At 33.7% G+C, this 13,844-nt stretch carries 8 protein-coding genes; 4 read left to right on the top strand and 4 right to left on the bottom strand.

Going from position 1 to position 13,844, the window contains the following annotated elements:
- Window positions 1-5: 5 nt before the first annotated feature.
- Together ACRBBL_RS19255 and ACRBBL_RS19250 are read right to left on the bottom strand one after the other, a co-directional pair.
- Window positions 6-1,517 carry a hypothetical protein gene (locus tag ACRBBL_RS19255; protein ID WP_431370713.1) on the bottom strand — a complete coding sequence of 504 codons (1,512 nt, stop codon included), beginning with the start codon at window positions 1,515-1,517 and terminating at the stop codon, window positions 6-8.
- Window positions 1,518-1,762: 245 nt separating this feature from the next.
- A complete protein-coding gene (locus ACRBBL_RS19250) occupies window positions 1,763-2,548 on the bottom strand; it encodes a DUF4440 domain-containing protein (RefSeq protein ID WP_431370712.1) in 786 nt (261 codons plus the stop codon).
- A gap of 306 nt (window positions 2,549-2,854) precedes the next feature.
- On the opposite strand from ACRBBL_RS19250, the gene ACRBBL_RS19245 reads away from it, so the two are divergent.
- From ACRBBL_RS19245 to ACRBBL_RS19230, 4 genes are all read left to right on the top strand, one after another.
- Complete coding sequence (locus ACRBBL_RS19245) at window positions 2,855-4,060, top strand: DUF4856 domain-containing protein (RefSeq protein WP_431370711.1); 1,206 nt, start codon at window positions 2,855-2,857, stop codon at window positions 4,058-4,060.
- Between the two features lie 270 nt (window positions 4,061-4,330).
- Entirely contained in the window at window positions 4,331-5,443 is a 1,113-nt protein-coding gene (locus ACRBBL_RS19240) for an imelysin family protein (protein ID WP_431370710.1), read from the top strand.
- Window positions 5,444-5,625: 182 nt separating this feature from the next.
- Window positions 5,626-6,957: an HTTM domain-containing protein gene (locus ACRBBL_RS19235; protein WP_431370797.1), complete on the top strand. Its 1,332-nt coding sequence runs from the start codon at window positions 5,626-5,628 to the stop codon at window positions 6,955-6,957.
- A gap of 10 nt (window positions 6,958-6,967) precedes the next feature.
- On the top strand, window positions 6,968-9,394 hold the full coding sequence (locus ACRBBL_RS19230) for a TonB-dependent receptor domain-containing protein (RefSeq protein WP_431370709.1): 2,427 nt from the start codon (window positions 6,968-6,970) through the stop codon (window positions 9,392-9,394).
- Window positions 9,395-9,823: 429 nt separating this feature from the next.
- Here ACRBBL_RS19230 and ACRBBL_RS19225 read toward each other — a convergent pair whose 3' ends face one another.
- A complete protein-coding gene (locus tag ACRBBL_RS19225; RefSeq protein WP_431370708.1) occupies window positions 9,824-12,799 on the bottom strand; it encodes a T9SS type A sorting domain-containing protein in 2,976 nt (991 codons plus the stop codon).
- 9 nt (window positions 12,800-12,808) lie between these two features.
- On the bottom strand, window positions 12,809-13,720 hold the full coding sequence (locus ACRBBL_RS19220) for a hypothetical protein (protein ID WP_431370707.1): 912 nt from the start codon (window positions 13,718-13,720) through the stop codon (window positions 12,809-12,811).
- Window positions 13,721-13,844: the final 124 nt, after the last annotated feature.

Genomic DNA, 13,844 nt, shown 5'->3' with positions numbered 1-13,844 from the left:
TATGTTTATTTTTTGATTTCTATATTGATTGTAAAGTGAGTAGTATTATCACTGTCCTGTAAGAGGTATGCTTCTTCAACACCTTCCATGATGTAGTTTAGTCCAAACGTTTTATCTAATTGTGACATGATATTTTTATCATCAGAGCTACTACTGTTGGAGACCCAATTAGGAAGTGATTTATTAAGAGATAACTCTAAATTACTAATTCCATATTCAGGTTTTAGTTCTATGGTAAATATGTGTGTAGCAGGGGTTTTATTTATATTTGGATAGTCACGTTTATGAACTGATGTTGGAGTTATTCGTTGTATATTATTAATAATAAAACCATCTGATATTTTATAATTTTCTTTATTGAATAAAGTAGTACTACTTACATTTATATCCTTTAAATCAACAGCAACCGTAAATTGAAATTTTCCATCTCTTAATTTCACATTTTCAATATCTTTAATAATTCTAGAGGATCTATCTATTTGTTTAAATGTTCCTATCTTGTTAGTTTCTCTTAAAATTGAAAAGAAAGGATTTTTATTTTTCTCAAGGTTAGTTGCTAAATAAAAGTTATCGAAACCTTTTAATTGATCTAGGTTTATTCTATCTAAGAAGTTAAACATCTGATTATCAGATCCTATAATCCAGATGTAATATGGTCTTTGTTTTTTAGATAAATTTGTCCTAACATTTTCATAATCATAATAAGTGCCTTCAAAATTTGAATGCATTTTTAAGATAAGAGTTGAGAAATCAAATTCTTTTGTTTTTTGGGCAAATGCTGATTTAGTTAAACTTTTTTCAAAAGCTAACGCTCCTTTTGTGTCCCCTTTCTTTGAAAGAGAATAGATGCAATCAGAAACAAAAATGGAAATATTATCTTTTGAAGTATTTTCTAAAACCATTTTCAATATTTCATTTAATTTACTAGATGTTCTAACACCTACTTCATATGGCAATCTATTAGGTTCTAATGCTTCTACAAATTTTTCTATTTCATCAACTTTTGAAGGATGAATTTCTTCATTAATAAAACTTACATCAAAGGCTTCACTATCATAATGATATTTTATTTGTACTAAAAGCTCTGAGATTGCAGCTTCAAATTCTGTAGTATTAGTGACATAACCATCCATGCTTGCTGAGTTTTCAATAAAAACTTTCACATGAGTTTTTTTATCAACAGTACTAGCTTTCTTTGGTTTTATAATTTTAGGAGATTCATTGTCTCTTCGTTTAGATGCTATAGTTAAAATGTAATTTTCCAACTTATCATCACTTATAATATTATCTGTATCAGAATATAATTGTTTGAAACTATCTTTATTGTCACTTATGTAAGTTGAAATATCATTCCATTCTTTTTCATCGATCGTATTATCTTCTCTTAACCCTTTTTTTACTTTATTTACAAGGGTGTCTTCAGGACTCGAACCACAAGAGTATAAAAGTGAAAAAAGTGATACAGTAAATAAAAAAAGGATGTAACGAAATGTACAGGGAAAAGTATTTTTGGTCATAGGTGTCTACAATTTGAAAATTAGCTAAGATATCTTCTTGTAAGAATATGTTTTAAATATTCAGCATCAAGTATATTGATTATTTTAGGATAAAACTTACGGAAATCCGTAATTTGTAAAAAAAATGTTAATTTTTAATCAATAAAATAATTAAAAGCTTTTTATGTTGAGAATATGGTAAGTATGAAAAAGGTCCCTGCAATTATAAAAATTGCAGGGACCTTAATATGTAACTAAAATAAAAACTACTCCACTCGCAAAGCCTCCTCCACAGCCTTCCCATTCTCAAAAACAGTAAACTTCACAACCTTTCCATTAGCATCTTTTTCAAACTTAAAGCGTAATGGTGCTTCTTTCATAAACAGTGAAGTTTCAGATTGCGCAAACAATTCTGATTTCATTTTTCCAGCTTTCATACGCAAAGTGTTATTTTCTATAGAAATAGTGATAGTTCCTGTATTTGGAGCTTTGTATGTTCCTGCTAAAGATTTCATGGACGACATTGACAATTGAATACTCAGTTTATTTGAGTTTTTTGAAGCCTTTTGATGATCGTAACTCAACACGCGTGACATACGCCATTTTCCATTTTCGTTTTGCCAAACATGTGTGAACTTAGCAGATTCAACTAACCTTTCTTTAGCTCCGTTTTCTGTCAAATAAAAAAGATGTTCACCTGTAATAATGGCGCCATAATTCTGTAGTGGATACACTTTTACAGTTCCTTTTATAGCTTCTCTCCGTAATTTGGTATTTGAGTCAGCGCAAAGATTGTCTTTAACCGCCCCAACTAATTTGTCAGCAGTTTTTGTCAATCCGCCTTTATCATGATAAAACTCTAAATCGTCGGTTAAAAACTGTTTAAAATCGGAGACGGCACAAGTGTTATATGCTTTCCAAAACTGAGCATCCAGCGCAAGAATCTTATCTTCTAAACTTTCAGGACTTCCCATTTCTGATTCTTGAGATACAGCAGAATTTGATACCATAAACATTCCCAAAAAGAGAATAGCTAAAATGTAATTTTTCATTGATATTATTTTTTTGATTGATGAATAGTTATATCGTTAAGACGATTCAGAAATGATTCGGTTACAAAAACCATTTTCTTTTCTATAAAAGACACCGAAAAGTGTTATAAATGATCCGTTTAATATGCTAATTTCAATGAATTGAAATTTATTTTGCTAGATTTTAATTTTAAAATATGTTGTAAGTCAGTTGTTTGTGTTCTTGTTTTTAATTTAATTAAGATTAAGTCTAAATAAACTTTGTAAATTCAAAATCCCATAATATATTTGCCAAAACAAAAAATAATACCATTTAAAACAACTATAATGAAAAAAATAATAGTCGGTTTATTGACACTTTCAACTTTTGTATTTACTTCATGTTCTAGCGATGATGATGGAGGAAATCCAACAGATACTAACGAAGTAATTGCACCTGCAACGTATGCATTTAGTAGAAATGGAAATTCTACAGTAAGTTATAGCGGACAAACTACGAGAATTCAAATGGGAGAAGAGTTTATTACTGCTTTAAAAGACAATTCAAAAACAGAAGCTCAACTTGATGGAATGTTTGCACATGCAGAAGGAAACAATGACTTTAGCGATGCAGATTTAAATGCTTCTAACAAAAGTATTCGTAGCAAAACTGCTGCTTCATCAGATTATTTTTCAGCAAACACAACGGATGCAAACGCAATTAAAGCTGATTTCGATTCATGGATTGCTGCACAAGTATCGGAAGTATTTCCTGCTTGGGCTAACAATGCAACTGCTGGTAATGCAGGGCAATTACAAGAAGCTGGTGGAGGTGCTACACGTTACATCAGTGGAAAAGGTTTAGAATACAATCAAGCAGTGAATAAAGGATTGATTGGTGCATTGATGGCAGATCAAATGTTGAATAACTATCTAAGTACATCAGTTTTAGATGCTGGAGAAAACAGAGCAAATAATGATGCTGGAACTGTTGAAGAAGGAAAAGACTATACAACAATGGAGCATAAATGGGATGAAGCATTCGGGTATCTTTACGGAACTGACAATGCAACAGCACCAATTTTAAATGAAGATAGTTTTTTAAACAAATACCTTTCAAGAGTAGAAAATGATGCTGACTTTGCAGGAATAGCTTCAGAGGTATACGAAGCATTCAAATTAGGTAGAGCTGCAATTGTTGCTAAAAACTACACAGTTCGTGATGCGCAGGCAAATATTATTAGAGAAAAAATATCTACAGTAATTGGAGTAAGAGCAGTTTACTACTTACAACAAGGGAAAAATAACTTAGGAACGGACAATGCAAGTGCATTTCACGATTTATCGGAAGGATTCGGATTTATCTACAGTTTACAATTCACGCGTAAGCCAGGAACAAACCAACCATATTTCACAAAAACTCAAGTTGATGGATTTATCGATCAGTTATTGACAGGAAACGGATTTTGGGATCTAACACCTGCAATCTTAGACGAAATTTCTGATACAATATCAGCGGAATTCAACTTTACTACTACTCAGGCTGGTAGCTAAGAAAAATTATTTAGAATTAATACTATTTCTGCTTTAAAATTGCGTGTATAAAACACCGTTATTTTTTGATTAGACAAAAAGGAAAAAGCAAGCATAGCCTAAGCTACGGTTAAATTTTATTTTGAAGGATAAGCGAAAAAGAACAAGTTTTAGTGGGTAATTTTAAAATAGAAATAGTATAAAATAAAAAAGTAGCAAATGTATTAGGATAACGTTTGCTACTTTTTTATTTTTGCCATGTTTATTTAGAATAAATAGAAATAAGAAAAAATGAAGAAGTTTTTATCAATAGTAGTAGTAGCCTTATTTATTGCAGCTTGTAGTTCAAGTGACGATTCATCAGATTCAAATGGTGGTGGAAATGAAACTGCATTTGACAGAGGTACAATGTTGCGCAATATCGCTGACAATATTGTAATTCCTTCATATGAAGCGTTAAACACAAACCTAGAAGCATTTGTTACTGCGAAAAACAACTTCTTTATCACAACAAACCTTGCAAATCTTGAAGCACTTCGTTCAGCTTGGTTAACGGCATACAAATCATGGCAACATGTAGAAGCTTTCAATATTGGAGAAGCAGAACAAACGCTGTATTATTTCCAAATGAACACCTATCCTGTAAATACTACAGATGTAGAAAATAACATTGCAAGCGGAACTTACGACTTAACACATACTAATAATAATGACGCTGTTGGTTTTCCAGCTTTGGATTATATGTTATACGGACTTGGAGATACAGATGCTTCCATACTTGCAAAATACACAGCTACTACAGATGGTGATAAGTACAAAGCATACCTTTCCGATTTAGTAAATCAAATGAAAACATTGACACAATCTGTGTTAAACGATTGGACAGCTACATACAGAGATACATTTATTGCAAGTACAGCAAACACGGCAACAAGCGCATCTAACAAATTCATTAACGATTTTATTTTCTACTATGAAAAAGGATTGAGAGCAAATAAAATTGGAATTCCAGCAGGAAACTTCTCTGCAACTCCGTTACCAGATAGAGTAGAAGCATATTACAATCAAGAAGTATCTAAAGAACTGGCTTTGGAAGCGTTAACTGCTGTGCAAAACATTTTTAACGGAACTCAATTTGGCGGAAGCGCCAGTGGAGAAAGTTTTAAAACTTATTTAATCTCGTTAGATAGAGCTGATTTAGCTACACTCATTATCAATCAGTTGAATACTGCTCGTGGAAAAATTCAAGAATTAAACGCAAACTTTGCAACACAAATAAATACAGATAATACAAAAATGACAGAAGCGTATGATGCGCTACAAGCCGCTGTCGTTTTACTAAAAGTTGACATGCTTCAAGCGTTCAACGTTGCTGTAGATTATAATGATGCAGACGGCGACTAAATACCTAAATTACTCGTAATACAAGGGTTGTCGTAAGTAGGCAACCTTTTTTTGTGCGAAAGTTAACGACTTTGAAGAAATTTTTCGAAGTATTTATTTAGAAGAAACAATTAAAAGTGTTTCGACACAAACCGTTGAAGCATCTAAATCTCGATTATCGAGTGAATCGATTTAAAACATACATGCAACAGCAAACCAACGCGGCGCCATTGGCAGTTTTTCGTATAGGTTTCGGATTGATGATGTTCTACGGAATCATTCGTTTTTGGGCACATGGCTGGATTGAAAGTATCTATCTTGAACCCAAATTCCACTTCTCATATTACGGTTTTGAATGGGTAAAACCATTAGGAAATTATACATACCTCATCTTTATTATCTGCGGATTATCTGCCTTTTTTGTTACCTTAGGACTCAAGTATAGACTGGCAATTATCACGTTCTTTCTGAGTTTTACGTATATCGAATTGATGGACAAAACAAGCTATCTCAATCACTACTATTTTATAAGTATTTTGAGTTTTCTGATGATTTTCCTTCCGGCGAACGCTACATTTTCCATAGACAATCTTTGGAGAAAAAGAAGCTTTGAAAGCATTCCTAAATGGACGATTGATGTCGTTAAATTATTATTGGGAATTGTCTATTTCTACGCAGGTTTAGCAAAAATAAACTCCGATTGGCTATTTACAGCACAACCATTAAAAATTTGGTTACCATCTAAATTCGATATACCACTTATTGGAAAAACACTCATGCAGCAAGATTGGTTTCACTACGCCATGAGTTGGTCAGGAATGCTATACGATTTATTCATTCCATTCTTATTATTATACAAAAGAACACGCATATTTGCCTTTATATTAGTCGTTTTTTTCCATGTATTTACAAGAGTATTATTCCCTATTGGAATGTTTCCTTTTGTGATGATTATGGGAACACTAATATTCTTTGATGCTGGTTTTCACCAGAAAATTATTTCGTTTATCAAAAGAAGCATTGGCAAGTTTATGAATGTCAATACAAGAATGGTTGAAACATTTCCGGAATATCACATCCGTTACAAAAAAATCATCATTCCTGTGATTGTTGCTTTCTTCGCGATTCAAATTTTATTCCCGTTTCGATATGTATTATATCCAGGAAATTTATTCTGGACAGAACAAGGTTATCGCTTTTCTTGGCGCGTAATGTTGATGGAAAAAGCGGGGATTTCAACCTTTAAAATAGTAGATGGAAAAACAGGAAACTTTTTTTATGTAAATAATCTTGATTTTTTGACAGAATTTCAAGAAAAACAAATGAGTTTTCAACCCGATTTCATTCTTGAATATGCACATTATTTAGGCGATCATTTTACGAGTCAAGGACACAAAAATGTAGAAGTGTATGTAGACAGTTATGTCTCACTCAACGGACGATTAAGCCAACCATATATAGACAAAACAGTTGATTTATATCAGCAAAAAGAATCATTCAGAAACAAAAACTGGATTTTACCATTTAAAGAATAAAAACGAACTAATGAACTTAAAGGATTTTAGCATACTTAGTATACTTTGTTTGTTCAGTATTTCCCTAGCTGCACAACAAAAAATTTCTGGAAGGGTAACTTCGGCTGACACAAACAAGCCAATTGCAAATGTTGATATTTATGATCAAGGTTCAGGAAAATTGGCAACGACCAATGCAACTGGTTATTATGAATTTACGACAGAAGAAAAAAAGCTAACAGTTATCTTTTTCTCGTATGAATATGAAGTGTTGGAAAAGCAGTTTGTGGTAGATAAAGAAATTGTGTTGAATGTTGCTTTGAAGTCTTTGGGAGAGCAACTTTCTGAAGTAGAACTGAATGTTAGAAAAACAAAAATATTCGCGTTAAAGCGATTAAAAGATGTAGAAGAAACCGCAATTTACGCAGGGAAAAAGACCGAAGTTGTGTTGGTAGAACAATCAATGGCAAACTTGGCATCCAACAATGCACGTCAAATATACAGTCAAGTTGTTGGTTTAAATATCTATCAAAATGATGATGCAGGATTGCAATTAAATATTGGTGGACGCGGATTAGATCCAAATAGAACGGCAAACTTTAACACACGTCAAAACGGTTATGATATTAGTGCAGATGTGTTAGGATACCCTGAAAGTTACTATTCGCCTGCGGCAGAAGGTTTACAAGAAATTCAAATCATTCGTGGTGCAGCTTCTTTGCAATACGGAACGCAATTTGGTGGTTTGGTGAACTTTGTGATGAAAAAACCGAATCAAGCAAAACCGTTTGAGTTTTTTACTAGAAACACCATTGGAAGCAACAATTTATACACCAACTTTACGAGTGTAAGCGGAACGGTTGATAAATTCAGTTACTATGGATTTTTTAATTACAAAAAGGGTGACGGATTTCGTCCGAACTCAGAATTTGAATCAAAAAATGCGTATGCTCATATTGGTTATCAATTCAATGACCGTACAAAGTTAGAAGCAGAAGTAACATACTTACGTTATTTGGCAAAACAAGCTGGTGGATTGACAGATGATATGTTTGCAGAAAACCCGTTTCAAAGTAATAGAGCGCGAAATTGGTTTCAGATTGATTGGTTATTGTACAATATAAAATTTGCACATAAATTCTCTGAAGACACCAACTTTACATTCAATGCGTTTGGTTTGAATGCTTCGCGAAATGCGTTAGGTTTTAGAACAAACAGAGTGAATCAGGTTGATCCAGGAGGCGAACGCGATTTGATAAAAGGTGACTTTAATAATTTTGGGTTTGAAGCACGTTTGTTGAGTAAGTATGAAGTATTTGGGAAGAAATCTACATTCTTAATCGGTTCAAAATTTTATAAAGCAGACAATACTAGTGCGCAAGGTCCAGGTTCAACAGGAAGTGACCCGAACTTTGAATTTCAAACTACAGATTTTCCAAACTATCAAAATCAATCGGCGTATGAGTATCCGAATTTAAATATGGCGGTTTTTGGGGAGAATATTTTTTATGTGAATGATAAACTATCAATCACACCAGGTTTCCGATTTGAGCATATCAAAACTGAAAGCGACGGATTTTTCAAACGAATCAATCTAGATGGTGCTGGAAACGTTATTTTAAACGAAACGGTTGACAATAGTGAAGTGCGTGAACGTTCGTTTGTGCTTTTCGGATTGGGCGCAAGTTACAAACCATCGGACGCGTTGGAAATCTATGGAAATGTATCACAAAATTACCGTTCGGTAACGTTTACAGATATCAGTATCATCAATCCTGCTTTTGCAATTAGTCCAACTATTGACGACGAAAAAGGAATGACGATCGATTTCGGATTGAGAGGAAACTACAAAAACTTTCTTTCCTATGATATTGGCGCTTTCGGATTGTTTTATAATGACAGAATTGGATTTGTACAACGTGCTTTCTCAGACGGAAGTGTAAAAAGTGAACGTGGAAATATTGGTGACGCGGTCATGTATGGTTTTGAAGGTTTATTAGATTTTAATCTGAATGAAGTCTTCATCAAAAACAACGATTACAGTTTCAATTACTTCATCAATGCTGCAATTACGAATTCAGAATATACCAAAACTGATGAAAATGGAGTAGAAGGGAACAATGTGGAATTCGTGCCAAACGTCAACTTAAAAACAGGAATTCGTTTCGGTTACAAAAATTTCTTATCAAACATTCAGTATACGTATATTTCACAGCAATTCACAGATGCTTCAAACGCTGTAGAAAGTAACTTAAGCGGTGTCATTGGTGAAATTCCTGCCTATGATATTTTAGACATTTCGTTTTCATACACGTACAAGAATTTCAAACTCGAAACAGGAATCAACAATGTGCTAGACAACGAATATTTTACACGACGCGCAACAGGGTATCCTGGTCCTGGAATTATTCCGTCTAATAATAGAAACTTTTATACGACACTTCAAATAAAATTCTAAAAATATTCTGTTTGTCAGTTCGAGCGCAGTCGAGAACACTTAGATTATATAAATCTTAGCAATCTCGACTGCGCTCGATTTGACATTAGTCTTAAAAATATTCAGCAATTCATCTTCTATACATCACTACAAGGAACAAAGTGAAGCGGCAGTCAGCTTCTGGAGGAATATGTGTATTAAAACTAAAAACGTCACTTCGAGTGGCGAATCTGTGATTCGTTGTATCGAGAAGTACTTTGATAATAATGATTAATTTGATTGAATGATTTAAAGTATTCAAATAGCTTTTTTTACCACGAATTCACGAATGTTTTTAGCTTGTTTGTGGGCACGAGTTAGAAACTCGCGCTGGCGTTGGTTGTAAACCTTTAGAAAAAAAGCGAACCATTTCTGGCTCGCTTCGGCTTTTAAAAAATTGGGTTTGAGTACTTATTTTTTAACCAACTTTAAGGTTTTTAAAAGTGTACTTTCGTCATATACTTTTATAAAGTAAATTCCAGAAGCTAGGCTTTCAATGTTGATATTATACAACATACCGCTTTGCTGATTGGTAGTTAAATCATAGCTTTTTCCAGCCATATCATATACTTGAATTGCTACTTTTCCGATTAATTTTTCCTTTCCAATAAATACATTTACATCTGTATTTGCAGGGTTTGGATACAAGCGAATTTCATCGGTTACAATTTCTTCTTCTGGCAACGTAAGCAAACCAACTTCTTGAGTTGCTTGCCTTCCTACAATAGAAGGATCTCTTTGATTTGCTTTGTAATTGCTGTTACAGAAATCGGTTAAGAAAGTTGTATCTGCCAATTGCATCGGATTGGAAACATCAAAAGGTGACTCAATACGCCAAATAACTTCTGGAGACGTAACCGATTCTGGATTGGTAACAATCTCATTTCCTGCAATAATATGCACAATATAATCCCCAATAACAGTCAAATTTCCGTTGATGTAAATATCATTCCATGCGCGACAGGTATATACATTGTCTATCAATGAAAAACGTTCTACTGGACTTCCATCAAAAACGATATCATCCAAGCCAACATTTTCAGGAGTAACACCAATATCCAAACCTGTATGCAATGTTGGATCAATATGTTCATACGTGTAATTTTCAACAGGTAAATCGACATTATTAATATCATAGGTCAATATTTGCGTACTTGTATTTTGTTGTCCTTTATCATTAAGCGTTTCATATTTAATATCTACAATTAAGATCAATTCAATATCATAAAACTCAAGTCCTACACCTTGTGTTGTTTCGCTTAAATATTCTCCATCCGCAGAGAAAAATTCTTGCTTTAAACCAATTCCTGCTTTAAAAGTTCCAAGTGCATCTAATGGCATGAATGGTGTTTGAAACGAACCATCAAAGTTTTCGAAATAGTGAATGTCTATTGAAGCAGCACCGCCATCTTCGTCTGTGTACGCATGAGGCGTAAAGGATGTAGAAGCTCCCCAACCATCTTCAATAGTATTGGTATAAGGTGTTCCTGTGTAACTTCTCCACGGATCATAGGTAGTTACATCGTAAGCAATGGTTTTGTTAACAAATACATCGATATCTGCATATTCCCCAACTTTATGATTTTTATTGTACGGATTTGCATGTATATTGGTAGTGTAATGTGGATCAATAAAGGTGTTGAATTCTTGTCCATTGACATCAATATAATCGGTTTTTGCTTTAAATCGAATCGCAGCTCTTATAGTATAATCTTCAATATCTACAGCTTTATTTAACGAATAGGCAAGTGTGTTATTGACTTTAAATTGATATTCTGTTGTCCATGATTTATAGGATACATCTTGTAATGCACCACCAGAATTTACTATGAAAAAGTCATCTTCAAAAGCAGTATCGGGCGCATAGCGTCTGGTAATGGTCATTTTGGGAGAATTTAATAAAGCAAAGGTTCCCAAAACTTCGTTATATACAGGATATTCATACATGGTTTCTAAAATAGGATCTCTTTTATCTAAAGGTTCCGGAGTATCTAAATTTAGCACTTTTGTAGCTTCTGTTCCGTAGGTTCCAGGCGTGTAAAATGTAGGTCCCGCTTTTTCAATAGTAGCAGAAATTAATCCTTGAAAATTCATTTCCGTAAAGGTGACACTTGGCAATCTACTTGCGTCTGGTTCGCTAGGTAATGGTACTTTTTCAAAGTTTTGTTCAATGTATGTTTTTGCATCAGAACCCAATACTTTTTTTGCAATTTTCAACAAGTTATCAATGTCAAGTTTACCTGATTTTTTGATGAATGAACCATATTTTTCTTTCATTTTGGTAAACCATTCTGTAGCTTCAATTGGACCTGTATCAATAGCGGTTCCGCTAATTCCATACGTAATGACAGCAGTTAGTGCATACTTGAGTGTTTTTAATGCTCCTAAATTATGCTCTACAATTTCATTTTGTTTTCCGGCAGCAGCCAAATCTGTTTTGTATTTTTCATAACGAGATTCATAATCTTCTACAAGTTTTTGCAACCCTTTATAAATTAAGATTCCGCCTTTTTCTTCGTCGTTTCCAGTATAATCAAATCCAGATAAAAAACTCATCGGATCAATTTGTAAGGCGTCGTTAATTAAATCATCTCCATCTGCTTCTACAGAAATTGCTCGTCCGTGTAATTCTATATTTTCTGTTCTTATTTCATTAAAATGGATTTGTATTTTTGATGGATGATAACATGTACATGGATCATACGCAATTTGGAAATCAGCAGAAAACCACTGACGTTGCGCATTGGTAGCTTTCGCTAATGATTTCATTACCGTTACTTTTGATTCTTTATCTAACGGAAGATCTTTTCCGCTATATAATCTTCCCAATCCTGTTGCGCCAGAATTATCATCATTCAGTACAAAACTCATAACAACTTCAATGGCATCTGCGCCAGAAGAAGCATCATCGTCCAAGCCAAAATTGGCAAATAGCCTGATAACGCCTGAATATTTGTTGTAAATAACAATATATGGCAAGGCCTGAAACGTTTCATTGCTATCGGCTATGTCTACATTATTTGGAAAACGACCAATGTTAACGAGTAGCAATTCCCAACCATTTTTTGGAAGTGGTCTAGGCGAGTTATTAATATAATTGTAGTGCGGAATTGAGTTGGACCAAATATTGTCCATTTCTGGTAATGGAATTCCTGACCAAAACATGTTTGTTAAATCGTAATCTTCAAGTCCGCCGCCACCAGTAAGCGGAAACCAGTTAAATCCATTGAGATATCTTTCGTCTCCATCTGGATGTTCCAAATCTTTCGGAAGTGCATTATTTGTTGGGCTTTCAGGATCAGTACTTACATCATTGTCACATTGTGCAAACGCGATGCTTGAACCCAATAAGAGTAACACACTAAATATGTATAGTTTTTTCAACATAGTGTGTATTTATTTTTGTGTTTCAACTTTTTTCAATCTTTCTTCCAATTGTAAAACATACAACGTAAGTTCCTCTACTTTTTCAACAAGCAAACGATTCATTTCACCTAAATCGGCACCTTCTTTTTCAACTGTTTTGGCTGTTGGAATGTTTGGCAAATGTTTATTGGTAGTAACAAATGTTCTTAATTCGTCTAGCGGCATTAAATTGTAATCGTTCTCAAACACATAATCTGGAAAAGGATTTAAGGTTGTTGTATACTTTCGTGCATACACTTCTCCATTTGGACGAACTGCAAAGTTTACATCGTTTCCATTGGTACTTACGACTTGTATAGAATTATGCTTGTTGTTTTTCATACGTACACTCAAACCAAATTTAGAACCTTGACTACTGTTTGAACGAATAAATAATCCATTATCAAAAGTAGAAACAACATTAACCGCTGCTTGCTCAGGACTTGTGTTTGGTAGGTAAAAGCCATCTGAACCCATCCAGATTCTTTTGTGCGAACCATTCATTGTTAATCCAACATTTCCAGTACGGAAGCTCATATTTTTTTTCTCTTGATTGGTAATGCTAAAATCATATTTAGACATTCTGAGGACAGTTCCATCAGTGCTATTTCCTCCTGTTACCGAGTTTGTTATTCCGATACGTGCTGTTTTTCCGTAGTTTAAACTAGCGCCTCTTATGTTTTTTGTTTGTGCAGCTCTGGCAGATGGTAAATGACTTGAACTACTAGAAACTATATAATCTGTAATTCCGTGTACTTGAAAATTGAAGTGTACGTTGCTTTGACTTGTTCCTGTTCCAATTCCTACTTCTCCTGTGTTTGGATATGGAAATGTATTGTTCCATTGTGCGTTGGCAATTGAAACGAATAATCCTAATAGTAAAATAAAATAGTGCTTTTTCATTGTATAAGTATTTTGTGATTAATTACTTATATGGGAAGATTAAGCACATTCATTACCCAAGAAAAGACAAAAAATAAAATTTTAGGAAATTAGATGATAGAGGTAAATGGTTGCAAATAGTTGT

It is taken from the genome of Kordia sp., assembly GCF_050633145.1.
GTDB lineage: Bacteria > Bacteroidota > Bacteroidia > Flavobacteriales > Flavobacteriaceae > Kordia.
The sequence above is the reverse complement of the archived record's forward strand: the minus strand, read 5'-3'. Positions and strand labels throughout refer to the sequence as shown.